The sequence below is a fragment of the Pantoea sp. Lij88 genome (assembly GCF_030062155.1).
Classification (GTDB): Bacteria; Pseudomonadota; Gammaproteobacteria; order Enterobacterales; family Enterobacteriaceae; genus Pantoea.
Genome location: NZ_CP118269.1, coordinates 2151546 through 2178473 on the forward strand (window position 1 = coordinate 2151546; position 26928 = coordinate 2178473).

Sequence of the window (26928 nt, forward strand, 5' to 3'; positions counted from 1 at the left end):
CTCCTGTCAGGCCACGGCGGCCGCTTGAGTGGTTTTGGGCATCGCCAGGCTCAGCGTCTGCTGCTCCGTAGCGTCGTCGTGCAGCAGTTCACCGGCAATGGCACCTTCACGCATCACAACGATGCGGTCAGCCAGGCCCATCACTTCCGGTAAATCGCTTGAGGCGAACAGCACCGCAATGCCCCGGTTCGCCAGCTGATAAATCAGGTTATAAATTTCATGTTTGGCACCGACATCGATGCCGCGCGTGGGCTCATCCAGCAGGATCACTTTCATATCTTCGGAGAGCCAGCGTCCCAGAATCGCCTTCTGCTGGTTACCGCCGGAGAGGTTCATGATCAGCTGATCGGCGCTGGGCGTTTTGATGTTCAGCGAGCGGATATGGCTGTCGGCATTCTTGTGTTCCCAGCCATTTTTAATCAGGCAACCAGCCGTAAGATTGTGACGACGGGCGCTGATGTTGATGTTGTCGCGCACCGAGTGCACCGGAATAATTCCCTCGGCTTTACGGTCTTCCGGGCAGAGCATGATGCCCGCGCGGATGGCGTCGATAGGCTCCCGCAGCGGCAGCGGTTTACCGTCCAGGATCACCTGACCGCCGCGCAGACGCGTGCCGCCAAACAGGCCTTTCAGCAGCTCACTGCGTCCGGCACCGACCAGGCCAAACAGTCCGACGATTTCACCGGCATGGACTTTCAGCGAAATGGGCGTACGCACGCCCTTCGCTTCGACCTTGTCCAGCTCCAGCCGCACGTCCCCTTTGGGACGCGGTGAGTAGCCATAGATATCACCCAGGTTACGTCCCACCATCGCCTGCACCAGATCGTCGTGATGGGTGTTCGCCATATCAGTAAACGTCCGCACGTAGCGGCCATCTTTAAACACGGTGATGGCATCGCTGAGGGCGAAGATCTCTTCCATGCGGTGGGAAACGTAGAGCACCACCCGGCCCTCCTCGCGGAGCTGGCGGATGACGCGGAACAGGTTGTCGATTTCACGTGCTGACAGTGAGCTGGTTGGCTCATCAAAGGCGATAATGCGCGCGTTGCGCGCCAGCGCTTTGGCAATTTCTACCATCTGCCACTGCCCCAGCGACAGATATTTCAGTGGCATATCGGGATCGATATCCATGCCGAGATTTTTCAGCTGCACGCCCGCTTCAAAACGCATCAGCTTACGGTTAACCAGCCCATGCTTGTGCGGGATCTGGCCGAGATAGATGTTCTCCGCCACGCTCATTTCCGGCACCAGATGCAGTTCCTGGTAAATAATGGCGACGCCCGCGTCCAGCGCATCCGTGGTGCGCTGAAAACTCATCGGCTTGCCTTTAATGCGAATCTCACCGCCGCTCGGCTGATAACTGCCGCTGAGTATTTTTAACAGCGTCGATTTGCCTGCGCCGTTCTCGCCCATCAGAGCATGGACTTCACCGCCACGGCAGTCGAAAGAGATATCCTGCAACGCTTTCACGCCAGGGAAGGTTTTACTGATGCCATGAAACGACAGAAATGCTGAATCAGTGTTCATGTTAATCCTCACTCTTTCGCGCCACCGGCCGGGTATGGCGGGCGACGCGAAATGGGCTATTAAGGATGCCGGGCTGCGGACAGCCCGACAGGCTCAGAGTTACATCAGTCCTTTTTTCGCCAGTTCAGTTTTGAAGTTGTCACGGGTGATCAGCACCACATCAGTAACTTCGGTGAATTTCGGTGGCTCTTCACCTTTGCTGACCCAGTTGTAGAGCATCTGGCTGCTTTTGTAGCCGTGGATATCCGGGCTTGGCAGCAGCGAACCGTAGAAGCCGGTCGCCTTGTCTTTCGACAGTTCACTGATGGCATCAACGCCGTTGATGCCGATGCCGATGACGTCAGCCGCTTTAAAGCCCTGACCTTCGGTGGCACGCACGCCGCCCAGCACGGTGTTGTCGTTCATGCCGACAATCAGCCAGTGTTTAACTTCAGGATGCTGAACCAGCAGAGAGTTACCGGCGTCAAACGCGCCAGGGATGTCGTTAGATTTGGTTGGCACCTGGTAGATCTGCGCTGCCGGGAAGCCAGCGGCTTTGATCGCGTCCATTGAGCCGCCGGTACGACGACGGGCGGTGTCGAGTTCGTTCGCGGTAATCGCCATCACGCCGGTGGTTTTTACATCCCAGCCGCGTTTCTGCATCTCTTTATAGAGTTCCTGACCCTGACGCTCACCGATTTTGGTGGCGGCCATCATTACCAATGGCACGGTGTCCATCGGTTTGCCTTTCGCGGTGACGAACTGGTCATCCACTGCGATGACTTTCAGACCGTAGCCACGCGCTTTCGCCATGATGGCAGAGCCGAGTTTCGGATCGGGGGTACAGATGACAAAACCTTTTGCGCCGTTGGCCGCCAGGCTGTCGATGGCATTCAGGGTTTTTTCACCATCCGGCACGGCAATTTTGATGACATCGAAGCCAAGATCTTTGCCCGCTTTATCGGCGAATTTCCATTCAGTCTGGAACCAGGGTTCTTCTGGTTGCTTGACTAAAAAACCCAGCTTCATGGTCTCGGCGATAGCGGATTGTGACATAACCGCTGCCAGGCCGATGGCCGCGAATGCTTTAGTGAATTTATGCATGATGCTCTCCGGTACCAGGTTATTTTTCGCTGCTAATAACGAATCGGTGTAAACGCTACCAGTTTGTTTTGTTTTGTGGGTACAGCCATAAATCAGTGCGTTAGGCTGGCATGTGCTGACAGACTGTCCAGACGCTGGGCTAGTTTTAGCGGTATTAGCGAAGAAAAATGTAGAGCGGTATCACACATTAAAATCACGACAAAATGATCCATATATTCAGCAAATTTAACCGGACCTTAACTTTTGCAATGGATCACAAAATCACTGCCGATGACAGAAAAGTGCATATTGTCAGCCAGCGATGACTAACTGATTTGGCGCGCCGAACCCAGGATACAGGAGTTAACTAACTACAGGAGATTCCGATGCGTGCTGGAGCCATCACCCTTGGGCTGGACTTTGGTAGTGATTCGGTGCGTGCGCTGGCCGTGGATTGTCATAGCGGCAAAGAGCTGCAGAGTGCGGTGTTCAGCTATCCGCGCTGGCAACAGGGCTTATACAGCGATCCGCACACTAACCGTTTTCGTCACCATCCACAGGATTACATCGACGCAATGGAGCAGGCACTGCTCGGCGTTCTGAATGCACTGAGTGAAGATCAGCGCAACGCCGTGGTCGGCATTGGCGTTGACAGCACCGGCTCGACCCCGGCGCCGATAGACCGCGACGGCAACGTGCTGGCACTGCGTCCGGAGTTCGCCGAAAACCCCAACGCGATGTTCGTATTGTGGAAAGATCACACGGCGATAGAAGAAGCAGAAGAGATCAATCAGCTGTGTCACAGCGGCCGCTTCCAGGATTACAGCCGCTATATCGGCGGCATTTACTCCTCGGAGTGGTTCTGGGCGAAGATTCTGCACGTGTCGCGCGAAGATGCGGCCGTGCGTGAGGCTGCGGTCTCCTGGGTCGAACTGTGCGACTGGGTGCCTGCTCTGTTAAGCGGCACCACCGCGCCAGACAAGCTGCGTCGTGGCCGATGTGCCGCCGGACATAAAGCGCTATGGCACGGCGACTGGAACGGCCTGCCCGATGTCGGTTTCCTTAATGCGCTCGACCCGCTGTTAACGCAGCAGCTCGACTCACCGCTGTTTACGGAGACCTGGACCGCCGATCTGCCGGTCGGCACGCTCAGCCCGGAATGGGCGCAGCGTCTGGGCCTGACGCAGACCGTCACGCTCTCCGGTGGCGCGTTTGACTGCCATATGGGCGCAGTCGGTGGCGGCGCCAAACCTTATACCCTGGTGAAAGTGATCGGCACGTCCACCTGCGACATCCTGATTGCTGACGCAGAAAAGGTTGGCGATCGCGATATTAAAGGCATCTGTGGTCAGGTCGATGGCAGCGTCGTGCCCGGTGCTATCGGACTGGAGGCGGGTCAGTCTGCCTTTGGTGATATCTACGCCTGGTTCAGCCGCTTACTGGGCTGGCCATTGCAGCTGGCGGCGCAGCAGCATCCGGAACTGAAGCCTCAGCTGGCTGAGATGCAAAAGAGTCTGATTAAGGATCTGACCGAAGCCTGGGCTGCTAATCCGCAGCTCGACCATCTGCCGGTGGTGCTGGACTGGTTTAACGGTCGCCGCACACCCAACGCCAATCAGCGGCTGAAAGGGGTGATTACCGACCTGAATCTGGGCACCGATGCGCCCGCGCTGTTTGGTGGACTGGTCGCGGCAACCGCGTTTGGCGCGCGCGCCATTATGGAGTGCTTCGAGCAGCAGCAGATCCCGGTCCAGAGCATTCTGACCCTCGGCGGTATCGCGCGGAAATCCCCGGCGATTATGCAGGCCTGTTGCGATGTGATGAACCGGCCACTGGATATTGTCGCCTCTGACGAGTGCTGTGCGCTGGGTGCAGCCATTTTCGCCGCCGTCGCCGCCGGTGTTCACGCCAGCGTCCCGGATGCACAGCAGGTCATGGCCAGTCCGATTGCCGTGACGCTGCAGCCCGATCCGGCGCGCGTCGCCCGCTATCAACAACTTTATCAACGCTATCAACAATGGTGCGTGACGGCTGAACCGCAATACGCCGCCCACCCCGCTTCCGCTAAGTAAGGAGTCTTATGGAACAGTCAAACAGTTACAGCGTGTGGTTTGTCATCGGCACGCAGCACCTCTACGGGCCGGAGACGTTACGCCAGGTTGAACAGAATGCACGTCAGGTCGTCGAGGGGTTGAATCAGGCCGGTTTACCCGTGCGTCTGGAGCTGAGACCGCTGGTGAAGTCACCGGATGAAGCGCTGGCCCTGTGCCGCGACGCTAACTATGACAAGCAGTGCGTCGGGATTATTACCTGGCTGCACACTTTCTCTCCCGCCAGGATGTGGATCGGCGGCCTGAGCGTGCTGAATAAACCGCTGCTGCAATTCCACACCCAGTTCAATGCAGAGATCCCGTGGGACAGCATGGACATGGACTTTATGAACCTGAACCAGACCGCACACGGCGGCCGCGAGTTCGGTTTCATTGGCGCACGTATGGGCCTGCAACACAGCGTGGTGACCGGTCACTGGAAAGACAGCGCCAGCCAGCAGCGTCTCGGTAACTGGATGCGTGCGGCCCTGGCAAAACAGGCCAGCCAGCAGCTGAGAGTCGCCCGTTTTGGCGATAACATGCGTGAAGTGGCCGTGACTGAAGGCGATAAAGTCGCCGCACAGATTCAGTTCGGTTATTCCGTAAATGGCTGGGGCGTTGGCGATCTGGTTGAGGTGATCAATGGCGTCAGCGATGGCGACGTGAATGCGCTGATCGACGAGTACGAAAGCCTCTATCGCTTTACCGATGTTGCCGCTTCTGGCGGTGAAAAGCGTCAGAACGTGCTGGATGCTGCGCGCATCGAACTCGGTCTGAAGCGTTTTCTGGAAGCAGAAGGCTGCCATGCCTTTACCACCAACTTCCAGACACTGCACGGCATGACGCAGTTACCGGGTCTGGCGGTACAGCGTCTGATGGGTCAGGGTTATGGGTTCGCTGGTGAAGGTGACTGGAAAACGGCTGCGCTGCTGCGCATTTTCAAAGTGCTGGCAGGCGATCGCAAAGGTGGAACCTCATTTATGGAGGATTACACCTATCACTTCTCACCAGGCAACGATCTGGTGCTTGGCTCACACATGCTGGAAGTCTGCCCGTCGATTGCCATTGAAGAGAAACCTTTAATCGATGTGCAGTTCCTGGGCATTGGTGATAAAGCCGATCCGGCACGCATGATTTTCTCCACGCCAGCCGGTCGCGCGGTTAACGCCAGCGTGATCGATATGGGTGATCGTTTCCGTCTGCTGGTTAACGTGGTGGATGCTATCGAACAGCCGAAACCGCTGCCGAAGTTACCGGTTGCACGCGCGCTGTGGAAAGCACAGCCTTCACTCGCAACGGCCTCCGAAGCGTGGATTCTGGGCGGTGGCGCGCACCATACGGTGTTCAGTCAGGCGCTGACGCTGGAGGATATGTATCTGTACGGTGAGATGAACGACATCGAAGTGCTGGTGATTGATGAGCACACCACCTTGCCAGCGTTTAAAGATGCGCTGCGCTGGAATGAAGCGTATTACCGGTTGAAACGTTAATTAGCGATCATTGGCGCCTTAGGACTCTTTAAAAGATAGTTTCAGGGAAGGTAAGGCGCCGTTTGGTAGAGAATCAGTGCAATTCAGTCGGAAATGGCGGGCGTTGCGTAAAGACGCCGTAAATACATCCCTGTAGGCTCTGCCGCCGGACTACTCGCCTCATCCCTGAGGCTCGCCCGCAAGCGGGCCAACGCTCCGCGTTGTTCAAAAACGCTCCCGGCGTTTTTGTCCATGCGGCGGACGCTTTACTCCACTGCCCGCCATCCCCTCCTTCCTCACAATTCCGCACGTATTTCTGACAGCAATGATCAAGCCCAGCCGGGAAGGAATGGTATGCCTGAAGAGCAAAGCGTCCGCGCCAGGGATGGCGCGGCCGATCCGCATGGATGCGGGAATCCTTTGCTATCAGGCATACCTTTCCTGACCTTGCACCTGAATCCCATAGCGATTGTTTTCCCGGTAAGACATAAGAGCACCGGTCTCTTTGCTAAAACTCAATTCTTTCATCAACTTGCACTTTCTCCCACAAGCCTGTATTGCTACATACCTGATAAAACAAAGGTAGCCAGCGCCATGCAAATTGCCGATCTGAACCAGCAGCCCGACTACGCGCCGCAAACCGCACAACTGCTGCATGCTGAATGGTCACATCTCCCCGCATGGTCGCATCAGCCCACCATCCTTGAGCGCTTAAAACAGCGGAACCAGACAGCCTCGGCGGAATTTACTTTTGTTGCCACGCCGGATGGCGAAACGGTTATCGCGACCTGCAGCGTCATCCGTTATGAACTGGACGACATCGCGGCAAGGGAATACTGGATAGGTGAAGTGGTTACAGACAAAAAATTCCGGGGCCAGGGCGTGGCAAAAGCCTTGATCCAGCGGGCAATAGCGCGAGCAAGACAACAGCAGATTGGCGAACTCTGGCTCTATACCCCCGATCAACAGGCATACTATCAGCGTTCAGGATGGCAGGCGGTGGAACAGCGGCACATAGCGGGTGAAGACGTTACAGTAATGGTGCTGCCTCTGGCGCAGTAAAAAGCGGCTCCTGAGAGCCGCTTTTATCCAGAATACTCAATACTCAGGTAGGTATGCGTTTAACCGGTGCGTTCTGCTGACGATCCCAGATTACCGTCAGTAACCGCTGCAGCGCGATAAACGCAAACAGCAGAATCCCGATAGCGATCTTGGTCCACCACGAACTCAGCGTACCGTCAAAGTTAATCCAGGTCTGAATCAGACCCTGAATCAACACACCAAACAGCGTGCCCAGCACCGTTCCGACACCGCCCGACAACAACGTGCCGCCAATCACCACCGACGCGATCGCATCCAGCTCTACACCCAGCCCGGCCAGCGCATAACCTGCCGAGGTGTAAATAGAGAACACAATGCCAGCCAGCGTCGCCAGCGTGGTGGAAAGCATATAAATCTTAATGGTGGTGGCACGGGTTGAAACGCCCATCAGCTGCGCCGACGTCATATTGCCGCCGATGGCGTAAACGCGGTTACCAAAGCGCGTACGGTGCGCCAGAATAATCCCGCCAAACACCACCACCAGCATAATCACTGCCAGCAGACTGAGACGCCCTCCGCCCGGGACTTTCCACGCCAGACTGGACAGCATGGTGTAAAACGGATGATCGATGGGAATCGAGTTCTCAGACACCAGATAACTGCAGCCGCGCAGGAAAAACATCCCCGCCAGCGTAATGATAAAGGCCGGGATCTTCAGCGCATCGATCAGCCAGCCCATCATGGCACCGAACAGCGCGCCCATGGAGAGAATCAGCGCAAACGCCAGCAACGGATCGACATGGAAATCGCCAATTGCGCGCGCCAGAAACACGCCGGTAAAGGCAATCACCGCGCCGACCGACAGATCGATACCGCCCGATAAAATCACAAAGGTCATGCCGACGGCGATAATGCCCAGGAAGGCGTTATCGGTCAGGATATTGCAGATCACCCGGGTGGAGGCGAAGCCCGGAAACTGACTCAGACAGAACAGGTAACCCGCCACAAACACCAGTAAGGTGATCATCAGCGGAAGATGACGTTTAATCATGTCGGGCGTCTCCGTTTCAACATCGCAATAAACCGCGGTGACTGCAGTAACAGCACACACATCACCACCACCGCTTTCACCACCTGATTCAGCTCAGGCGGGAAGCCGGAAAGCAGAATCCCGGTATTCATCGACTGGATAATCAGTGCGCCAATCAGCGACAACACCAGATTAAAACGGCCCCCCATCAGCGATGCACCACCGATGACCACGGCGAGAATCGCATCCAGCTCCAGCCATAGACCGGCGTTATTGGCATCCGCACCGCGAATATCAGCTGCGACAATCAGACCCGCAACAGCAGCACAGACACCACTGATCGCGTAAGTGGACATCACCACCAGCCAGCCGGTCACACCCGCATTGCGGGCAGCGCGCAGGTTAATCCCCACCGCTTCGATAAACAGACCCAGCGCGGTCTTGCGCGTCAGCAGCCAGACGGCCAGCGCCACGACTAGCGTGATCCAGACCGGCACCGGCAACATCCACAGCGAGCCGTTACCAAACCAGCCAAGACTGTCACTGTCGAACGTCACAATCTGTCCCTGGGTAATCAGCTGAGCGATACCGCGCCCGGCGACCATCAGAATCAGCGTGGCAACAAACGGCTGAATACGCAGCAGCGCCACCAGCACCCCATTCCACACACCACAGGCTAAACCGGTTCCCAGCGTGCAGAGAATAATAAACGGCACACCGTGGCCAGCGACGGTCAGTGTCGCAGCCGTCGCGCCCGCGATTGCCATCACCGCACCCACGGAAAGATCGATACCGCCGGTGGCGATCACCAGCGTCATCCCAATCGCCAGCAGGGCAACCGGCGCCGCACGGTTAAGAATATCGATCGGACTGCCAAACAGACGGCCATCCTGCAGATGCACCGCAAAAAAGTTATTGGCCACCAGACTGTCGATCAACAGCACCAGCAACAGCGCGGCGATTTGCGGCATCCCTGGCGGCAGTTTCAGCTTACGACGTGGCGTTTTTTCAGATGTCATAGGAGACTCAAGCATGTTTTGCCCCTCCGTCCGCGATAGCATTCACGATCGACGCCACCGAAAGCTGCTCCAGCGGAATTTCTGCCACCTGCTTCAGATCGCGCATGATCAACACCCGATCGGCATAACCGACCAGCTCTTCGAGTTCAGAGGAGATCACCAGCAGCGCCAGACCATCGGCGCACAGGGATTCAATTAAACGGATAATCTCGGCGTGCGCGCCCACATCGATACCGCGCGTCGGCTCGTCGAGGATTAAAAACTGTGGTTTGGTCACCAGCCAGCGCGACAGCAACACCTTCTGCTGATTGCCGCCCGATAACAGCTCCACCGGCTGCCCGGCGTGCGGCGTGCGAATGCCCAGACTCTTAATAAAACGGTCGGCAATCGCCTGCTGCTCACGCTTCTTAATCGGCCGTAACCAGCCGCGCTGCGCCTGCAAGGCCAGAATAATATTTTCGCGGACTGAGGCCGCGCCGATAATCCCGTCCGTCTTACGATCTTCCGGGCAAAAGCCCATGCCAAGCTGTGAGGCTTTCGCCGGGTTAGTAATCTTCTGCACTTTCCCTTTGATCTTCGCAGTTCCACGATCGGCACGTCGAATACCAAACAACACCTCGGCGGTTTCGGTGCGCCCTGAACCCAGCAGACCGGCCAGGCCGACGACTTCACCGGGACGAACCGACAGATTAAAGGGTTCGATAGTCCCCTTCCTGCCGTAATCTTCAAACGACACCACCGGCTGATTACTGCGCAGCGTGCTGCCCTGACGCTGCAACGCCGTCTCCAGCAGTTCACGCCCCAGCATCAGCTTAATCAGTTCAATCTGCGGCAGCGTGGCGGTATCGCGGGTCGCGATAAACTGCCCGTTACGCAGCACGGTAATCCGGTCAGTAATTCGGTACACCTGGTCGAGGAAGTGGGTCACAAAAATCAGGCTCATCCCTTTGGCTTTTAACTGCGCCATCAGGGTAAACAACATTTCGACTTCACTGGCATCCAGACTGGCGGTCGGCTCATCGAGGATCAACACCTGGGCCGAGAGATCGACCGCGCGGCAGATGGCGATAATCTGCTGCATCGCGACTGAGTAGTGGCCCAGCGGGCGCGTCACATCGAGGGAAAAACCGTAATTCCGCATCAGCGCATCGGCATCGCGCACCATTTTCCGACGATCGATCATGCCAAACCGGCGCGGCTCACGGCCAATATAAAGGTTATCCGCCACCGACATGTTCGGCAGCATATTCACTTCCTGATAAACGGTGCCGATGCCCATCTCCTGCGCCTGCGCCGTATTATGCGGCGTAATCGGTTCACCATTCAGGGTGATCGTGCCGGCATCACGGCTGTAAACACCGGTCAGCACTTTGATCAGGGTGGATTTGCCCGCGCCGTTCTCGCCCAGCAGCGCCATGATCTCCCCTTTGCGGATATCAAAGGAAACATTGCTCAGCGCTTTAACGCCGGGAAAACCTTTGCTGACGCCGCTGATGGATAACAGCGGTGTTTCATTTTGCGTGGTCATTCTGCTCACTCCGCCTTACGTCATGAAAAACCGCCCCGTAGGGCGGTCTGCGGCTGGTCTGTGGCGGGTCTGTGAATCAGTAACCCATACCATTTTTCTTATCCAGCTCCTTCTGCGCGTCGGCAGGCAGGAACAGCTTCGACTCGGTCTTGATCACTTTTGGCGGCAGCGTGCCATCTTTCCTGAATTTTTCCAGCGCATCAAACGCCGGGCCAGCCATGTTCGGCGTCAGCTCAACGTTGGCGTTCGCCTCACCCGCCAGCATCGCTTTGTAGATATCCGGCACACCATCAATCGAGCCGGTCAGAATATCTTTGCCGGGTTTCAGGCCCGCTTCTTTAATTGCCTGGATGGCACCGATCGCCATGTCATCGTTATGCGCGTACACCATGCAGATGTTTTTGCCGTTGTTCTCGGCCTTGATAAAGCTCTCCATCACCTCTTTACCCTTACTGCGAGTGAAGTCACCAGACTGCGAGCGGATCACTTTAATGTTTGGATGGTTACTGATCGCTTCGGCAAAGCCTTTCTTACGATCGATCGCCACGCTGGCACCCACGGTGCCCTGCAGTTCCACGACGTTACACTGTTTGTCGCCCACGGTTTTCACCAGCCAGTCGCCAATCAGTTTGCCTTCCAGCACGTTGTCCGCCGTGACCACCGCCTGATAGAGCGATTTGTCTTTCACCACGATGGCGCGGTCCAGCAGGTAAACCGGGATTTTGGCATCTTTGGCTTCTTCCAGTACCGGCTCCCAGCCAGTCTGAACCACCGGCGCAATAAAGATGGCATCAACGCCCTGGGCAATGAACGAGCGTACTGCCTTGATCTGGTTCTCTTGTTTCTGCTGTCCATCGGCGATTTTCAGGGTGATTCCGCGTTTTTTGGCTTCGCTTTTCGCTACGTTGGTTTCCGCTGAGCGCCAGCCAGATTCTGAACCGACCTGCGAGAAGCCGACCGTCATATCTGCGGCAAGGACCGGGCCGGTTAACGCGGCGCTGACCAGCGTGGTCAGAAGTAAACGTTTCCACATAGTTTTTTATCCTCTGAAAGGCGTTTGCTGTTTAGGGTAGAGAGCCTGCTTAGACTGGACTAAAAAAGGGTGCATAATGGCGACACACTTCACAAAACAGAGCAATTTAAAGGGGTTACGTGCACAGGTGCGGGTTCGCTGACAGGGGGGTTATGGATAAAACGGCTGATTAAGATGACAGTGCCCGTTAAATAATTGTAATAAACAGAATCGCTTATGTTTATCGTCACTGGAAACGATTACAGACAGGCGTACAAAACGGGTTATCGGGTTCGGGATGAACAAAAAATGGGTTTTGTGATTGTCCGCACAGTCGCCAGCGACTTCAGTTCAGGAGCGAAACGTTTCTATAGCGGCAGTGGCTGAAGGGTGAATTTTGCAGCGCTGAAAGGGTCAGAAAGAAGGCGCAGGCACGCTGTCGACGCTTAATGAAATAAAAATAATATTTTGCGGCTGTTTTTACGGATTTCTTCCCATGCGCTGCCGTGTGCATTAATGAGCCGTTTAAGATTAAGGCGTTGAGTTAGCCGCTCTGACAATAGTAAAAAAGCTAAATATGGAGTTTTAGTGACTAATAAGGTGCTTTTGTCTGATTTTCGGCATTTTTCACCCTCATGATCTGGACAGCCCAAGCCTGCTCTCTATACTGAGCACTCCTTTGTTACTTCTATCTGTTATGGCAATGATGACTGCGCACGATTACCTGCTTAAATTCCGCAAAGTAAATAATTCAGACAGTCTGGAAAAGCTTTTCGATCATCTTAATTACTCCCTCACCAATGATATGGAAATTATCAATATGTACCGGGCGGCCGATCATCGACGTGCTGAACTGGTCTCTGGTGGAAAGTTATATGATCTCGGCTGTGTTCCCAGAACGGTGTGGCGCTACGTGGTCTGATTTCAGGCTGATTTATCGTCTTTTAAACCGCTGACCCTGTCCGGATGGGCGTGCCCTTCTGGACATGTTATTCTGCTGCGCTTCGACTCTCCGAGACAGGAATAACCACGATGAATGAACAGGTTGCTGCGCCGCGTATTGGTGGCTGGCTTTTGCTGCCGCTGGCCTGGCTGATAATGACCCTGTTAACCACCGTTCTGGTGCTGGCGATGTATCTGACACCACTGTTTAATCCGGAATGGCGTGTGGCGCTGTTTTCTCACGGCAGCACCCTCTTCTCTTACTGGGCCATTTCCCTGCTCACCGCCGTGGCGGTCTGGGCCTATAGCCTCTGGATCAGCTGGCTGTTCCTGAAGCGCTCCCGACGTCTGCCGCGCCATTATCTGCTCTGGTTGCTGATTACCGTGCTGCTGGCGCTGAAAACGTTCGCTTTTACCCCGGTCGCCGATAGCCGTGCCCTTCAGACATTACTGCTGTCGCTGCTGGCCGCTGCGGTGTTTGTGCCCTATTTCAAACGCTCAGCACGGGTAAAAACGACCTTTATCGCGCCGTAACGCTGTGAGTTATGTCAGGAATTTAATTCTGAGTGCGGTCTGCCGCCTTGCGGGTGGCGCGGGTGTTGAGATACGCCGCGCTATCAATGATAATAAGCCGCTTTCTGGCTCCCAGGCGAAAAAATGACCGATTATCTGCTTCTCTTTGTTGGCACCGTGCTGGTGAATAACTTCGTGTTAGTGAAGTTTCTCGGCCTTTGTCCTTTTATGGGCGTTTCCAAAAAACTGGAAACGGCGATTGGCATGGGCCTCGCCACGACATTCGTGATCACCCTGGCCTCGATCTGCGCCTGGCTGGTCAACCATCTGATCCTGCTGCCGCTGGATCTGGTCTATCTGCGTACCATGGCTTATATCCTGGTGATCGCCGTCGTCGTGCAGTTCACCGAGATGGTGGTGCGTAAAACCAGCCCGTCGCTCTATCGCCTGCTGGGTATCTTTCTGCCACTGATCACCACCAACTGTGCGGTGCTGGGTGTGCCTCTTCTGAGCGTCAACCTTAACCACACCTTTATGCAGGCTGCGCTTTACGGTTTCAGTGCCTCTATCGGCTTCTCGCTGGTGATGGTGCTGTTCGCCGGTATGCGTGAGCGCCTGGTGCTGGCCAATGTGCCTGCCCCGTTTAAAGGCAACTCCATCGCCCTGATCACGGCGGGACTGATGGCGCTGGCGTTTATGGGCTTCAGCGGTCTGGTGAAATTCTGATGACCGCGATCTGGATTGCTGTTGCCGTATTGAGTGCACTGAGCCTGGTGTTCGGCGCCCTGCTGGGTTACGCCTCGCGTCGCTTTGAAGTCGAAGAAGACCCTATCGTTGAGCAGATTGATGCGATTCTGCCGCAGAGCCAGTGTGGCCAGTGCGGCTATCCGGGCTGCCGTCCCTATGCGGACGCGGTCGGCAACAACGGTGAAGCGATCAATAAATGCGCGCCTGGCGGTGAACAGACCATGCTCAAGCTGGCCGCGCTGCTTAACGTTGAACCGCAGCCTATTGATGGTGATGAAACGGCGAAAGAGCCGGTGCGCACCGTCGCCTTTATCGATGAAGCCAACTGCATTGGCTGCACCAAATGTATTCAGGCCTGTCCGGTGGATGCGATTGTCGGGGCAACCCGCGCCATGCACACCGTGCTGAGCGATGTCTGCACCGGCTGCGATCTCTGTGTCGCGCCCTGCCCGACTGACTGTATTGAAATGCGTCCGGTTGCCACCACGCCAGCTAACTGGAAGTGGGATTTGAATACCATTCCTGTACGGGTGATCCCGGTAGAAACTCATGCTTAATCTGTTTAACTTCCTGAAAAAAGAGAAGGTCTGGGATTTTCAGGGCGGTATTCATCCGCCGGAAATGAAAACCCAGTCCAACGGCACGCCGCTCAGCGAACTGCCGTTGCCGCACCGTTTTATTATTCCGCTGAAACAGCACATCGGACACGAAGGTGAGATCTGCGTTGCGCCTGGCGACAAAGTACTGCGCGGTCAGCCCCTGACGTTTGGCACGGGCCGTATGCTGCCGGTCCATGCGCCCACCTCCGGCGTGATTGAGGATATCGGTCAGCATATGACCGCGCATCCTTCCGGTCTCTCTGAGCTGTGCATCTTCCTGACGCCCGATGGTGACGACCGCTGGATGCCACTCGATCCGCTGCCTGACTACCGTCAGCATCCCCGCACCGATATTGTGCAGCGTATTCACGACGCGGGCATCGCGGGTCTCGGCGGCGCGGGCTTCCCCACCGCCACTAAACTGAAAGGCGGCCTGCGCGGGGTGAAAACCCTGATTATCAATGCGGCAGAGTGCGAGCCTTATATCACCGCTGACGATCGCCTGATGCAGGATTATGCCGCCGAGGTACTGGAAGGCAGCCGCATTCTCGCCTGGGTGTTACAGGCTGAGCGGGTGCTGATTGGCATTGAAGATAACAAACCTGAAGCGATTGCCGCGCTGAAACAGGCGCTGGGCAGCGAGCGCGACCTGCAAATCCGGGTGATCCCGACCAAATATCCGTCCGGCGGTGCCAAACAGCTGACCCGCATTCTGACCGGTCTGGAAGTGCCGCACGGTGGACGCTCGACTGATATCGGCGTGTTGATGCAGAACGTCGGCACGGCCTGGGCCGTAAAGCGCGCCATCATCAATGGCGAACCGATTACCGAACGTGTGGTGACGCTGACCGGCGAGGCGATTGCCCAGCCGCGTAACGTCTGGAGCCGTCTCGGCACCCCCATCAGCCATCTGCTGCATCAGGTCGGATTCACGCCTGCGCCGCGTCAGATGGTGATTATGGGCGGTCCGCTGATGGGCTTTACCCTGCCATCGCTGGATGTGCCGGTGGTGAAGATCACCAACTGTATTCTTGCCCCCTCCGCCAGTGAGATGGGCAACAACGATGAAGAGCAGTCCTGCATTCGCTGTTCCGCCTGTGCCGATGCCTGTCCGGCTAAGCTGCTGCCGCAGCAGCTTTACTGGTTCAGCCAGGGCGGCGATCACGATAAAGCGCGCTCACACCACATCGATGACTGCATCGAATGTGGGGCCTGCGCCTATGTCTGCCCGAGTAACATCCCGCTGGTGCAATATTACCGCCAGGAAAAAGCCGAACTGCGCGCCATCGATCTGGAAGCGAAACGCACGCTGGAAGCCAAAGCGCGTTTCGAAGCACGTCAGGCGAGACTGGAGCGTGAGAAGCAGGCCCGTGAAGCGCGTCATGAAGAGGCGAAACAGCGCGTGGCCCGCACGGATACCCACGAACTGGCCGCAGCTAAAGCGCGCGTGAAAGCCCGCCAGGCCGCTGAGCCGGATGAAGCGACGCTCGAAGCGCAGCGTGAAGCCCGCCATGCACAGGCGCGTCTGCGTCAGGCCGAGGCGCAGGCTGAAACCCAGCCGGTAACGCGTCAGTCCGTCGATCCGCGTAAAGCGGCGGTTGAGGCTGCGATTGCCAGAGCGAAAGCGAAAAAAGTCGCTCCGGCTGATGCGGTGGATACCGGGGCTGAAGCCAGCGTCGATCCGCGCAAAGCCGCTGTCGAAGCGGCGGTAGCCCGCGCGAAAGCGAAGAAGGCCGCACAGGCGGAAACCGCTGAGGTGACGGCGCCGGCTGCATCGGAAAGCGCTGCAGACGCCTCACCAGAAGCTGAAACCGATCCGCGTAAGGCCGCAGTGCAGGCAGCCATTGCCCGCGCCAAAGCGAAGAAAGCCGTACAGGCGGAAGCCGCGACGACTCCTTCTGCATCGGATAGCGCTGCAGACGCCGCGCCGGAAGCTGAAATCGATCCGCGTAAAGCCGCAGTGCAGGCCGCTATCGCCCGCGCTAAAGCGAAGAAGGCCGCACAGGCGGAAGCCGCGACGACTCCCTCTGCATCGGATAGCGCTGCAGACGCCGCGCCGGAAGCTGAAATCGATCCGCGTAAAGCCGCGATCCAGGCCGCTATCGCCCGCGCCAAAGCGAAGAAAGCCGCGCAGGCTGAAAGTGATGCGGATGCCGCGTCACGCGACGCCGCCGCACTGGCCACCGCCGCGCATTTTGCGGTGGAGAACGCGGAGCAGGCTCAGGAGCAGGCCAACAACGCTAATTCTGAACCTGAACAGGCACCTGAACTGAATCAACCCGATGATGCGCGCAAAGCTGCTATTGCTGCCGCCATCGCCCGTGCCAAAGCGCGTAAAGCGCAGTCGTCTACGACGCTTGAGGATTAAATGGCTTTTCGTATCGCAAGTTCTCCCTACACCCATAATCGCCGCAGCACCGGCAACATCATGCTGCTGGTGGTGCTGGCCGCGGTGCCGGGTTTTGCTGCACAGTGTTATTTCTTTGGCTACGGCACCTTTTTGCAGGTTTTACTGGCAACGCTGACCGCCTGGCTGACCGAAGCGGCGATTCTGCGTCTGCGCAAAGCACCGGTTGCCAGCACGCTGGCGGATAACTCGGCGCTGCTGACCGCCGTGCTGATCGGTATCAGCCTGCCACCGCTGGCACCGTGGTGGCTGGTAGTGATCGGCACGCTGTTTGCGGTCGTCATTGCTAAACAGCTGTATGGCGGTCTGGGCCAGAACCCGTTTAACCCGGCGATGGTTGGCTATGTGGTGCTGCTGATCTCCTTCCCGGTACAGATGACCAGCTGGCTGCCGCCTGACACCCTTCAGGCGATTAAACCCGGACTGATGGACAGTCTGAGTATGGTCTTCCAGGGCCACACGCTGGCGGGTGAAACCATGCAGCAGTTACAGATGGGTGTCGATGGCATCAGCCAGGCGACGCCGCTTGATACCTTTAAAACCGGTTTACGCGCCGGTCATAGCGCCGACCAGTTGCTGGCGCAGCCAATTTACAGCGGCGTGCTGGCGGGCCTCGGCTGGCAGTGGGTTAACGTGGGTTATCTGGCGGGCGGTCTGTTCCTGCTCTGGAAGAGCGCGATTCGCTGGCATATCCCTGCTGCGATGCTGCTGTCACTGGCGTTCTGCGCCACGCTGGGCTGGTTCTTCTCACCGGAATCGCTGAACAGTCCGCTGATTCACCTGTTCTCCGGTGCCACCATGCTGGGTGCGTTCTTCATTGCCACCGATCCGGTGACCGCTTCCACGACTAACCGTGGTCGCCTGGTGTATGGCGCGCTGATTGGACTGCTGGTCTGGCTGATCCGCAGCTTTGGCGGTTATCCCGATGGCGTGGCGTTTGCTGTGCTGCTGGCGAATATCTGCGTGCCGCTCATTGATTACTACACCCAGCCGCGCGTTTACGGCCATCAGAAGGATTAAGCGATGCTGGAGACGATTCGCAAAAATGGGGTCACGCTGGCAATTTTTGCCGCGATTACCACGGCGGCTACGGCCGTCGTCAATACGGTGACTAAGCCGACGGTAGAACATCAGACCCTTTTGCAGCAGAAAAACCTGCTGGATCAGGTGGTGCCCACCGAATTGTATGACAACAACATCCAGCAGGATTGTTACGTTGTCACGGATGCAGCACTGGGTAATAGCGCTCCGCACCATCTCTTCCTGGCGCGAAAAGGCGGCCAGCCGGTCGCTGCCGCACTGGAGACAACCGCCCCTGACGGCTATTCTGGTGCGATACAGATGCTGGTGGGTGCCGATTTCCAGGGTAAAGTACTGGGCGTGCGGGTGATCGAGCACCATGAGACGCCGGGTCTGGGCGACAAGATCGAACTGCGCATCTCTGACTGGATTAACAGCTTTAATGGCAAAGTGGTTCATGGTCCGTCAGATAAAGCGTTTGCAGTTAAAAAAGATGGCGGCGACTTCGATCAATTTACCGGCGCTACCATTACTCCACGCGCGGTGGTCAATGCGACGAAACGCACCGCGCTGTTGATGAAAACGCTTCCGGAGAGACTCTCTTCGTTACCGGCATGTGGAGACGCAAATGAGTGAAGCTAAAAGTCTGCTGGTAGGTGGACTGTGGAAGAATAACTCGGCACTGGTGCAGCTGCTGGGCCTCTGCCCGCTGCTGGCAGTCACGGCGACGGCGACGAACGCGCTGGGTTTAGGTCTGGCCACCACGCTGGTGCTGACCCTGACCAACAGTTTTATTTCCGCCTCGCGCCGCTGGGTGCCGTCGGAAATCCGTATCCCGATTTATGTCATGATCATCGCCTCAGTGGTGAGCTGCGTGCAGATGCTGATCAACGCCTATGCCTATGGTCTCTATCAGTCGCTGGGGATTTTTATCCCGCTGATCGTGACTAACTGCATCGTGGTCGGTCGTGCTGAAGCCGTCGCCTCTAAGAGCAGCATTCCGCTTGCCGCGCTGGACGGCTTCGCCATTGGTATGGGCGCGACCTGCGCCATGGTGGTGCTGGGTTCGCTGCGCGAAATTATCGGCAGTGGCACGCTGTTTAACGGTGCCGATCAGCTGCTTGGTCCATGGGCGAAATCGCTGCGTATCGAAGTGGTCCACTTTGACTCGCCGATGCTGCTGGCCATGCTGCCGCCAGGCGCCTTTATCGGCCTAGGCATGATGCTGGCGTGTAAATACCTGATCGATCAGAAGATGAAACAGCGTGCAGCCCTGCGAGCGCAGGCCGCTGAAACCGCTGCGCCTCAGAACGCCGTCGGGAAGCCGGTGTGAATCAGACCAAACGCACCGAAATTCTCCATCGGCTGCAGCAGAACAATCCGCATCCGACGACCGAGCTGAACTTCAGCTCGCCGTTTGAGTTGCTGATTGCGGTGCTGCTCTCGGCGCAGGCGACGGATGTCAGCGTGAATAAAGCCACTGCGAAGCTCTATCCGGTGGCGAATACGCCTGCCGCGATGCTGGCGCTGGGCGTGGATGGCGTAAAGGAATACATCAGGACTATCGGCCTGTTTAACAGCAAAGCGGAAAATGTGATTAAAACCTGCCGCATTCTGCTTGAGCAGCATAACGGCGAGGTACCGGAAGATCGTGCGGCGCTGGAAGCGCTACCCGGTGTGGGCCGTAAAACCGCTAACGTGGTGCTGAATACTGCTTTTGGCTGGCCGACGATTGCCGTCGATACCCATATCTTCCGCGTCAGTAACCGGACGAAATTTGCGCCGGGTAAGAATGTGGAAGAGGTGGAGCAGAAGCTGCTGAAGGTGGTGCCAGCCGCGTATAAGGTTGACTGCCACCACTGGCTGATTCTGCATGGCCGTTACACCTGCGTGGCGCGTAAGCCCCGCTGCGGCTCCTGCCTGATAGAAGATCTCTGCGAGTATCCCGACAAGGTCGAGTGATACGGCTGACTAACCCGCTGCGGCGGGTTTTTTATTGTCTGGTTAAAAGCTCCGCGCCCTCATTGCCTTCGCATCTCTTTTTCAGCGCACTCTCTGATTCATCTGAATAACACCACGGTTTGTCGGGTTGTTACATTGATGTTGATGATGGAAAATCGCCGCCCCTGACGATAAGAAAAAGTTATGACACGGTGAGTAAAGTAATGAACAAAGGTCCTTCTGCAGGGAGGCATTCGCTGCGCCTGTTTCTGGCACGATTCTGGCCGCATCCGCTGACAGTCAGTAAAAAGCATGTGGTCATCGCCGGCCTGGGTGCGGGCACGGGTCTGGTGCTGACCAGCCTGCTGAGCCACTGGATGCTGGGGGAACTGAATCTGTGGTTTGTCGCCCCGGTCGGTGCTTCGGCGGTTTTACTCTTTGGTCTGCCCGCCAGTCCGCTGGCTCAGCCATGGGCGATAGTCGGCGGCAACACTCTTTCTGCGCTGGCAGGCGTCACCGTCAGTCAGCTGATCCCCAATCCGGCCATCGCCTGCGGCGTTGCGGCCTGTGTAGCCATCCTGCTGATGTTCCAGCTGCGCTGTCTGCATCCACCCGGCGGTGCAGTGGCCCTGACCGCTATTCTGGGCGGGCCTTCAGTACAGCAACTGGGTTATCACTTTGTCCTGACGCCGATCCTGCTCAACTCACTCACCCTGGCGCTGCTGGCCCTGCTGTTTAACAATCTGGCCGGTCGTCGCTATCCGCATCCGCTGGCGCCCCAGGAAGTTAAACCCGAGCCGGTTGCCATGCCGGTCCCGCTGACACGCGCCGATCTGCATCAGGCATTAGAGGGCGGTGAACTGCTGGATATTGACGAAGATGATCTGCAGGCACTGCTGCTGCGGGCGGAAGAGATTGCCCAGCGCCGTCAGTGTAGCGGCTGAAATCCAGGGCTGGATGTGGGAAACAGGCAGCACGCCGTGACAGTGTCACAGCGTGCCGGGTCGTTAGCGTTGCGCCAGCGCCGCCTGTATCCAGGCAATCACCAGCGGAGAGTCTTTCTCCTGCAGCGCCGCGCGCTCCGACTGGAACAGCGTTGCGACAAAGAAAGGATGATCGGGCAACTCTACACCGCGTACGTCACCCGCTTCATCCCACGCAGTAATGCGCAGCGTGTTGTCGCCCAGCGCATTACTGAAGTCCGGGTTAACGCCAAAGTTACAGTGATAGCCCTCATCGCTTTCCAGCGTGCCATAGGCCTGAGCGATACGGGAACCCGCTTCAAACCTCACTTAGCCGCGCTGCTCCACCAGCGAGCAACTCAGCGGAGCAATCACCATCCGCCCGCCGGTGTCGGTCTCTGCATGACTGGCATCGTGCCAGCCCAGTACGTTGCGCGCATATTCGATCACCGCATACTGGAATCCCCCACAGGAACCCAGCAAAGGTTTGCCGCTCTCCCGCGCCCAGCGAAGGGTTTCAAACACACCGTTATCGTTAAGATAAGGACTGCCAGGTACGACCCAGACCGCGTCACTGCGCGTCAGGTCTGTCTGGTCAAGCTGGTCGGTGGCAATCCATTCTGCTTCAACGGGGATGTTCAGCCAGCGGGCAGCACGTTCAATGGCAAGGGGTATGGCCTGATGAGCAACCGCATCGGCGTGGTAGTCACCAACGAGAGATAAACGCAGGGGAGACGACATAAACAGATCCTTCCGGGGGAAATTGAGAGGTTACAGTAATGTTAATTTTCTGTCGAGGGAGAATTGATGCGGCGGCGTATTGATAAGTTTTACATCACGACTGGGCGGGTTTTGACCCGCTGACCGCGTCGATTTTATCTGCCTGCCAACACCGCCCACCCTCCACTTCCTCGCCAGACCGCGCGACGCAATCGGTTTCTTTTTTTTCTTTCAGAAATAAATCATCTGTTTGTGCGCCCGATCGCTATCTGGCTGTTTTTCCGGCAATGCCAGACCGGTAACGCCTGATAATTCGTCAGATTGACTGTGAATTAGCCAGCAACCTGCCATTAGTGCTGCCTGAATATTATTCAACAAACGATTTATCTGGCTTACACCGCATTAGCAGTTAATGTTAATACTCTCCACCCAGGGGCACGGATACAGAGTATCTGTACTGATATTTTTCTCTTCCTCAACATTTAAAACCAATTAACAGTTTGTTATAAGTTTTTTAACCCAACATTTTCGGGTCTGGTGGGTTGTCAGAAAATTCTTGCCCTGCCGCCCGTAATCAGCCAAATTAGTCGCCGCTTTTCCCTTCTAATAACAATCTTGCGCATGGAAAACTCACATGACGCGGACTTAATTCCTGTCCCGAAACAGGGTATGAAAAAACTGAGGTACATGTGTCAACTGCAAACAAACACACTGATGAGGCTGTCAGTCTCAATGCGTTTAAACAGCCGAAGGCGTTCTACTTAATCTTCTCGATTGAGTTATGGGAACGTTTTGGCTTCTATGGCCTGCAGGCCATTATGGCGGTTTACCTGGTGAAGCAACTGGGATTGTCTGAATCAGACTCTATTACCCTGTTCTCTTCATTCAGTGCGCTGGTTTATGGCCTGGTCGCGATTGGCGGCTGGCTCGGTGACAAGGTGCTGGGCACCAAACGCGTCATCGTACTGGGTGTTCTGGTGCTGGCTCTGGGCTATGCACTGGTGGCGTTCTCCGGTCATAACGTCAGCATCGTCTATGTCGGTATGGCAACCATCGCGGTGGGCAGCGGCCTGTTCAAGGCTAACCCCTCTTCGCTGCTCTCTACCTGCTACGAAAAAGATGATCCGCGTTTAGACGGTGCGTTCACCATGTTCTATATGTCGATCAACATCGGTTCGCTCTTCTCGATGATGCTGACACCGTGGTTAGCAGCGAAATATGGTTACAGCGTGGCGTTCTCGCTTTGCGTTATCGGTCTGATTATCACCCTGTTTAACTTCCTGTTCTGCAAACGCATGGTTAAAGATTACGGCTCTAAGCCGGACTTTGCGCCACTGCAGGTCGGCAAACTGCTGATGACTCTGGTCGGCGTCGTCGTCCTGATCGCGCTAGCCAACTGGATGCTGCATCACCAGTCTATTGCACGCCTGGTACTGGCGGTGATTGCACTGGGTATCGTGCTGGTGTTTGCCAAAGAGGCTTTCGCGCTGCAGGGCGCGGCGCGTCGTAAGATGATTGTTGCCTTCCTGCTGATGGTCGAAGCGATTCTGTTCTTCGTGCTCTACATGCAGATGCCAACGTCACTCAACTTCTTTGCTATCCGCAACGTTGAGCACACCATTCTCGGCATTACTTTTGCGCCAGAGCAGTTCCAGGCGCTGAACCCGTTCTGGATCATGCTGGCCAGTCCGCTGCTGGCAGCGCTCTATAACAAGCTGGGCGATAAGCTGCCGATGCCGCACAAGTTTGCCTTCGGTATGGTGCTCTGCTCCGCGGCGTTCCTGGTGCTGCCGGTGGGCGCGAAATTCGCCAGCGATGCCGGTATCGTGTCGGTCAACTGGCTGATCCTGAGCTATGCGCTGCAGAGTATCGGTGAGCTGATGATCTCCGGCCTCGGTCTGGCGATGGTCGCGCAGCTGGTGCCACAGCGCCTGATGGGCTTTATCATGGGTTCCTGGTTCCTGACCACCGCTGGCGCAGCCGTGATTGCCGGTAAAGTGGCAAACCTGATGGCCGTGCCGGAAAACGTCACCGACCCGCTGATTTCGCTGGCGACCTACAGCCGCGTCTTCAAAGAGATTGGTATGGTGACGGCGGTGATCGCCCTGCTGATGCTGATTACGGCTCCGTTGCTGAACCGTATGACCCAGGCGCAGGACAGCGACGCAAAATTATAAGACGCAGGCGTCATCGCCACCGCGTTTCAGCTAAGCCGGGCACTGCCCGGCTTTTTTATGACCCGCCGCCGCACCCTTCACCGATCCCTGATCCTTATCACTGGTAATTCCACCCTGAGCCTTTACTATGCTGTGATCCCATTGCAACAAGGAGTACATGGTCATGAAACTGTTTTGCAAAGCAGGAGCCTGCTCTCTCTCTCCCCACATTGTTATGCGCGAATGCGGGCTGGACTTCACTCAGGTGAACGTTGATCTGGCAACAAAACTCACTGAACGCGGCGACGATTTCCGCCAGATAAACCCTAAAGGTCAGGTGCCCGCGCTGCAGCTCAGCGACGGCACCGTGCTGACGGAAGGCGTCGCGATTGTGCAGTATCTGGCGGATCTGAAGCCCGATCGTCACCTGCTGGCACCGGTCGGCAGCCTGACGCGTTATCACACCATAGAGTGGCTCAGCTTTATCGGCAGCGAGCTGCATAAGGGCTTTGGACCGCTGTTCCGCCCCGGTTACTCCGACGAGGTAAAAGCGCAGACACGTAGCCAGCTGGAAGCGAAATTCCGCTATGTTGATGAGTCATTGCGTGACAGACAGTGGCTGACAGGGATGCATTTCAGCGTGGCCGATGCCTATCTGTTCGTGGTGACACGCTGGGCAAAAGCGCTGGGACTGGATTTGACCGACTTTACGGCGCTGGGCGCGTGGTTTGATCGCGTTGCGGAACGTCCTGCGGTGCAGGCGGCGCTGAAAGCGGAAGGCTTAGCCTGAGTGAACAGGGCCGGTTAACCGGCCCTTTTGCGTTACAGCTTCTCTGCTGCGAAGTGCTGCGTCGGACTGGCGATGGCATCCTGCGCTGCCACCAGCTGCAGTTCATACTCACCCATCTCGTGGGTTTTCAGCATCACCTCATAGACCGCTGCGGTCACGTGCTCCAGCGCATCCTGCAGTGATTTGCCGTGCAGCAGATTTACCAGCAGCAGACCACTGGTCAGATCGCCCACGCCGACCGGCTGACGGACACCGAAATCGACCAGCGGACGGCTGATGTGCCAGGCGTCATCCGCCGTCACCAGCAGCATCTCAAAACGATCGCTGCGACGACCGGCACGGGCCAGATGCTTCACCAGCACCACACGTGGTCCCTGGGCAATCAGTGCCCGCGCAGCGTCTACCGCCGCGTTGACGTCCGTGATAGTGCGCTCACTCAGCATCTCCAGCTCAAGCAGGTTCGGGGCGATAATGTCGCTGGCAGGCATCGCCATTTTGCAGTGAAACTCCGCCACACCCGGCGCCACGATGCAGCCTTTCTCCGGATGACCCATCACCGGGTCGCAGAAGTACCAGGCATTCGGGTTGGCCGCTTTCACCTGACGAACAATCTGCAGAATCTGCTCACCCTGCTCTGCTGAGCCCAGATAACCGCTCAGCACCGCGTCACAGGTCTTCAGGCGGTCGATGTCCGCAATGCCTTTAACGATGTCGGTTAAATGCGTTGCAGGCATCACCGTGCCCGTCCAGTGGCCATACTGCGTATGGTTGGAAAACTGCACGGTATTCAGCGGCCAGACGTTTGCACCCAGGCGGCGCATCGGAAACTCAGCCGCCGCGTTACCGGCGTGACCAAAAACAACGTGCGACTGAATCGCTAAAATATTTTTCACTTGTTTGCCCTGTCCTGCCTTGCCATAAAAAAGGGCCGGAAACCGGCCCTGAAATCTTACTGCCAGTTAATCAGGCAGTAATGTTTCTTGCCGCGACGCAGCAGCGTGTAGCGGTTAAACAGTTTGTCGCTGTCGCTGAAGCGATATTCCGCATCGGACTGCTTTTCACCGTTCAGCGAAACGGCATTGGAGCCGATCATGGTGCGTGCCTGACCGCGCGACGGCACCAGCTCAGCTTTCACCAGCGCCTGCTGCAGATCATCATCAGCGCCCAGCACGATAGTTGGCATACCATCCTGCGCCAGTTGCTCAAAGTCAGCTTCGGTCATTTCGCTCACGGAGCCGGAGAACAGGCTGGCGGTGATGCGTTTCGCCGCCGACAGACCCGCTTCGCCATGCACCAGACGTGTCACCTGCTCAGCCAGGACATACTGCGCGCGTGGCGCGGTGCCGCTGTTTTTGTCCTCTTCTTCCAGTGCGTTGATCTCTTCGATGCTCAGGAAAGTGAAGAACCTCAGGAAGCGATAGACGTCAGCATCCGCGGTATTGATCCAGAACTGATAGAACTTGTACGGACTGGTTTTCTTCGCATCCAGCCAGACTGCGCCGCCTTCAGTTTTACCGAACTTGGTGCCGTCAGACTTAGTGATTAACGGAACGGTCAGGCCAAAGACCTGGTTCTGATGCAGACGACGGGTCAGATCGATGCCGGAGGTAATGTTACCCCACTGATCGGAGCCGCCAATCTGCAGCGACACGCCGTGCAGCTCATTCAGGCAGGCGAAGTCGTAACCCTGCAGCAGATTGTATGAGAACTCGGTAAAGGAGATGCCCTGATCGTCACGGTTCAGACGCTGCTTCACCGCTTCTTTGTTGATCATCTGGTTAACGGAGAAGTGCTTGCCGATATCACGCAGGAAGGTCAGCACGTTCATGCTGCCAAACCAGTCGTAGTTGTTGGCGGCGATCGCGCTGTTGCTGCCGCAATCGAAGTCGAGGAATGGCGCCACCTGCTGGCGGATCTTTTCAACCCATTCGTTGACGGTTTCGCTGGTATTAAGTTTACGCTCTGCGGCTTTAAAGCTTGGGTCGCCAATCAGGCCGGTGGCACCGCCGACCAGCGCCACCGGCTTATGGCCGGCATCCTGAAAACGCTTCAGGCAGAGCAGCGGTACCAGATGGCCCAAATGCAAGCTGTCAGCAGTGGGGTCGAAGCCGCAATAGAGCGAAATTGGCCCCTGCGCCAGTTTCTCTGTTAACGCGTCTTCATCCGTCACCTGGGCGATAAGGCCCCTCTCCTGCAATTGTTGTATCAGGTTACTGCTGGTCATTACTGACTCCAAATTGATCAGACTGCACCTATGCTGGTACACAGCTTTCCGCTGAGTTGCGGAATCGAAAAAAAACAGGGCTATAGCATAAAGCGCTGACGTCTTCTGTGCCAGCGCTGATAGGGGGAA

Annotated in this window: 23 protein-coding genes and 1 pseudogene; 15 read left to right on the forward strand and 9 right to left on the reverse strand. The window is 56.7% G+C overall.

Annotated elements, in window-relative coordinates; genetic code table 11:
* Positions 1-6: 6 nt before the first annotated feature.
* Entirely contained in the window at positions 7-1527 is a 1521-nt protein-coding gene (araG, locus tag PU624_RS13805) for an L-arabinose ABC transporter ATP-binding protein AraG (protein WP_283545449.1), read from the reverse strand.
* A gap of 99 nt (positions 1528-1626) precedes the next feature.
* The gene (locus PU624_RS13810) at positions 1627-2610 is read right to left on the reverse strand and encodes an arabinose ABC transporter substrate-binding protein (protein ID WP_003853437.1); all 984 of its coding nucleotides are present in this window, start codon (positions 2608-2610) and stop codon (positions 1627-1629) included.
* 365 nt (positions 2611-2975) lie between these two features.
* Here PU624_RS13810 and PU624_RS13815 point away from each other — a divergent pair, with 365 nt between their 5' ends.
* The 3 genes from PU624_RS13815 (at position 2976) to PU624_RS13825 (ending at position 7210) form a co-directional block, all read left to right on the forward strand.
* Positions 2976-4661 carry a ribulokinase gene (locus PU624_RS13815; protein ID WP_283545450.1) on the forward strand — a complete coding sequence of 562 codons (1686 nt, stop codon included), beginning with the start codon at positions 2976-2978 and terminating at the stop codon, positions 4659-4661.
* 8 nt (positions 4662-4669) lie between these two features.
* On the forward strand, positions 4670-6169 hold the full coding sequence (araA, locus tag PU624_RS13820; protein ID WP_283545451.1) for an L-arabinose isomerase: 1500 nt from the start codon (positions 4670-4672) through the stop codon (positions 6167-6169).
* A 573-nt stretch (positions 6170-6742) separates the two neighbouring features.
* A complete protein-coding gene (locus PU624_RS13825; RefSeq protein WP_283547985.1) occupies positions 6743-7210 on the forward strand; it encodes a GNAT family N-acetyltransferase in 468 nt (155 codons plus the stop codon).
* A 43-nt stretch (positions 7211-7253) separates the two neighbouring features.
* On the opposite strand, the gene yjfF is transcribed toward PU624_RS13825, so the two are convergent.
* From yjfF to ytfQ, 4 genes are all read right to left on the reverse strand, one after another.
* Positions 7254-8240: a galactofuranose ABC transporter, permease protein YjfF gene (gene yjfF / locus PU624_RS13830; RefSeq protein WP_283545452.1), complete on the reverse strand. Its 987-nt coding sequence runs from the start codon at positions 8238-8240 to the stop codon at positions 7254-7256.
* On the reverse strand, positions 8237-9253 hold the full coding sequence (ytfT, locus tag PU624_RS13835; RefSeq protein ID WP_010245375.1) for a galactofuranose ABC transporter, ATP-binding protein YtfT: 1017 nt from the start codon (positions 9251-9253) through the stop codon (positions 8237-8239). The genes yjfF and ytfT overlap by 4 nt, the downstream gene beginning before the upstream one ends.
* Positions 9246-10766 (reverse strand): sugar ABC transporter ATP-binding protein, encoded by a 1521-nt coding sequence (locus PU624_RS13840; RefSeq protein WP_283545453.1) that lies wholly within the window; start codon positions 10764-10766, stop codon positions 9246-9248. The genes ytfT and PU624_RS13840 overlap by 8 nt, the downstream gene beginning before the upstream one ends.
* 76 nt (positions 10767-10842) lie before the next feature.
* Positions 10843-11799: a galactofuranose ABC transporter, galactofuranose-binding protein YtfQ gene (ytfQ, locus tag PU624_RS13845; protein WP_283545454.1), complete on the reverse strand. Its 957-nt coding sequence runs from the start codon at positions 11797-11799 to the stop codon at positions 10843-10845.
* Positions 11800-12484: 685 nt separating this feature from the next.
* On the opposite strand from ytfQ, the gene ydgT reads away from it, so the two are divergent.
* The 10 genes from ydgT to PU624_RS13895 all read left to right on the forward strand — a co-directional run bounded on the left by ydgT (position 12485) and on the right by PU624_RS13895 (position 20891).
* The gene (ydgT, locus tag PU624_RS13850; RefSeq protein WP_090961338.1) at positions 12485-12700 is read left to right on the forward strand and encodes a transcription modulator YdgT; all 216 of its coding nucleotides are present in this window, start codon (positions 12485-12487) and stop codon (positions 12698-12700) included.
* A 110-nt stretch (positions 12701-12810) separates the two neighbouring features.
* Positions 12811-13254: a DUF2569 domain-containing protein gene (locus PU624_RS13855; protein ID WP_283545455.1), complete on the forward strand. Its 444-nt coding sequence runs from the start codon at positions 12811-12813 to the stop codon at positions 13252-13254.
* Between the two features lie 123 nt (positions 13255-13377).
* Entirely contained in the window at positions 13378-13959 is a 582-nt protein-coding gene (gene rsxA, locus PU624_RS13860; RefSeq protein ID WP_003853423.1) for an electron transport complex subunit RsxA, read from the forward strand.
* On the forward strand, positions 13959-14537 hold the full coding sequence (gene rsxB / locus PU624_RS13865; RefSeq protein ID WP_010245386.1) for an electron transport complex subunit RsxB: 579 nt from the start codon (positions 13959-13961) through the stop codon (positions 14535-14537). Before rsxA ends, rsxB begins: the two co-directional genes overlap by 1 nt.
* Positions 14530-16947, forward strand: a complete 2418-nt coding sequence (gene rsxC, locus PU624_RS13870; RefSeq protein WP_283545456.1) for an electron transport complex subunit RsxC — start codon at positions 14530-14532, stop codon at positions 16945-16947. The genes rsxB and rsxC overlap by 8 nt, the downstream gene beginning before the upstream one ends.
* A complete protein-coding gene (gene rsxD, locus PU624_RS13875; protein ID WP_283545457.1) occupies positions 16948-18006 on the forward strand; it encodes an electron transport complex subunit RsxD in 1059 nt (352 codons plus the stop codon).
* 3 nt (positions 18007-18009) lie between these two features.
* Complete coding sequence (rsxG, locus tag PU624_RS13880; protein ID WP_283545458.1) at positions 18010-18642, forward strand: electron transport complex subunit RsxG; 633 nt, start codon at positions 18010-18012, stop codon at positions 18640-18642.
* Complete coding sequence (locus tag PU624_RS13885; protein ID WP_033732568.1) at positions 18635-19339, forward strand: electron transport complex subunit E; 705 nt, start codon at positions 18635-18637, stop codon at positions 19337-19339. The genes rsxG and PU624_RS13885 overlap by 8 nt, the downstream gene beginning before the upstream one ends.
* Entirely contained in the window at positions 19336-19968 is a 633-nt protein-coding gene (gene nth, locus PU624_RS13890; RefSeq protein WP_283545459.1) for an endonuclease III, read from the forward strand. The genes PU624_RS13885 and nth overlap by 4 nt, the downstream gene beginning before the upstream one ends.
* 203 nt (positions 19969-20171) lie before the next feature.
* Positions 20172-20891, forward strand: coding sequence for an HPP family protein (locus PU624_RS13895; RefSeq protein WP_283545460.1), 720 nt, complete (start codon positions 20172-20174; stop codon positions 20889-20891).
* A gap of 63 nt (positions 20892-20954) precedes the next feature.
* On the opposite strand, the pseudogene PU624_RS13900 reads toward PU624_RS13895, so the two are convergent.
* Positions 20955-21650 (reverse strand): annotated as a pseudogene (locus PU624_RS13900) (CTP synthase C-terminal region-related (seleno)protein).
* 668 nt (positions 21651-22318) lie between these two features.
* Between PU624_RS13900 and dtpA the strand changes: the two are divergent.
* Both dtpA and gstA read left to right on the forward strand, forming a co-directional pair.
* Complete coding sequence (gene dtpA / locus PU624_RS13905) at positions 22319-23806, forward strand: dipeptide/tripeptide permease DtpA (RefSeq protein WP_283545461.1); 1488 nt, start codon at positions 22319-22321, stop codon at positions 23804-23806.
* Positions 23807-23969: 163 nt separating this feature from the next.
* A complete protein-coding gene (gene gstA, locus PU624_RS13910; RefSeq protein WP_283545462.1) occupies positions 23970-24575 on the forward strand; it encodes a glutathione transferase GstA in 606 nt (201 codons plus the stop codon).
* Between the two features lie 32 nt (positions 24576-24607).
* Here the strand turns inward: gstA and pdxY are convergent, their stop codons facing one another.
* Together pdxY and tyrS are read right to left on the reverse strand one after the other, a co-directional pair.
* The gene (gene pdxY / locus PU624_RS13915) at positions 24608-25468 is read right to left on the reverse strand and encodes a pyridoxal kinase PdxY (protein ID WP_283545463.1); all 861 of its coding nucleotides are present in this window, start codon (positions 25466-25468) and stop codon (positions 24608-24610) included.
* A 56-nt stretch (positions 25469-25524) separates the two neighbouring features.
* Positions 25525-26799 (reverse strand): tyrosine--tRNA ligase, encoded by a 1275-nt coding sequence (tyrS, locus tag PU624_RS13920; protein WP_283545464.1) that lies wholly within the window; start codon positions 26797-26799, stop codon positions 25525-25527.
* Between the last annotated feature and the right edge of the window lie 129 nt (positions 26800-26928).

Coding starts and splice junctions, on each gene's coding strand:
- araG (WP_283545449.1), bottom strand. CDS start 1,527: ATGAACACTGATTCAGCATTTCTGTCGTTTCATGGCATCAGTAAAACC.
- PU624_RS13810 (WP_003853437.1), bottom strand. CDS start 2,610: ATGCATAAATTCACTAAAGCATTCGCGGCCATCGGCCTGGCAGCGGTT.
- PU624_RS13815 (WP_283545450.1), top strand. CDS start 2,976: ATGCGTGCTGGAGCCATCACCCTTGGGCTGGACTTTGGTAGTGATTCG.
- araA (WP_283545451.1), top strand. CDS start 4,670: ATGGAACAGTCAAACAGTTACAGCGTGTGGTTTGTCATCGGCACGCAG.
- PU624_RS13825 (WP_283547985.1), top strand. CDS start 6,743: ATGCAAATTGCCGATCTGAACCAGCAGCCCGACTACGCGCCGCAAACC.
- yjfF (WP_283545452.1), bottom strand. CDS start 8,240: ATGATTAAACGTCATCTTCCGCTGATGATCACCTTACTGGTGTTTGTG.
- ytfT (WP_010245375.1), bottom strand. CDS start 9,253: ATGCTTGAGTCTCCTATGACATCTGAAAAAACGCCACGTCGTAAGCTG.
- PU624_RS13840 (WP_283545453.1), bottom strand. CDS start 10,766: ATGACCACGCAAAATGAAACACCGCTGTTATCCATCAGCGGCGTCAGC.
- ytfQ (WP_283545454.1), bottom strand. CDS start 11,799: ATGTGGAAACGTTTACTTCTGACCACGCTGGTCAGCGCCGCGTTAACC.
- ydgT (WP_090961338.1), top strand. CDS start 12,485: ATGACTGCGCACGATTACCTGCTTAAATTCCGCAAAGTAAATAATTCA.
- PU624_RS13855 (WP_283545455.1), top strand. CDS start 12,811: ATGAATGAACAGGTTGCTGCGCCGCGTATTGGTGGCTGGCTTTTGCTG.
- rsxA (WP_003853423.1), top strand. CDS start 13,378: ATGACCGATTATCTGCTTCTCTTTGTTGGCACCGTGCTGGTGAATAAC.
- rsxB (WP_010245386.1), top strand. CDS start 13,959: ATGACCGCGATCTGGATTGCTGTTGCCGTATTGAGTGCACTGAGCCTG.
- rsxC (WP_283545456.1), top strand. CDS start 14,530: ATGCTTAATCTGTTTAACTTCCTGAAAAAAGAGAAGGTCTGGGATTTT.
- rsxD (WP_283545457.1), top strand. CDS start 16,948: ATGGCTTTTCGTATCGCAAGTTCTCCCTACACCCATAATCGCCGCAGC.
- rsxG (WP_283545458.1), top strand. CDS start 18,010: ATGCTGGAGACGATTCGCAAAAATGGGGTCACGCTGGCAATTTTTGCC.
- PU624_RS13885 (WP_033732568.1), top strand. CDS start 18,635: ATGAGTGAAGCTAAAAGTCTGCTGGTAGGTGGACTGTGGAAGAATAAC.
- PU624_RS13895 (WP_283545460.1), top strand. CDS start 20,172: ATGAACAAAGGTCCTTCTGCAGGGAGGCATTCGCTGCGCCTGTTTCTG.
- gstA (WP_283545462.1), top strand. CDS start 23,970: ATGAAACTGTTTTGCAAAGCAGGAGCCTGCTCTCTCTCTCCCCACATT.
- tyrS (WP_283545464.1), bottom strand. CDS start 26,799: ATGACCAGCAGTAACCTGATACAACAATTGCAGGAGAGGGGCCTTATC.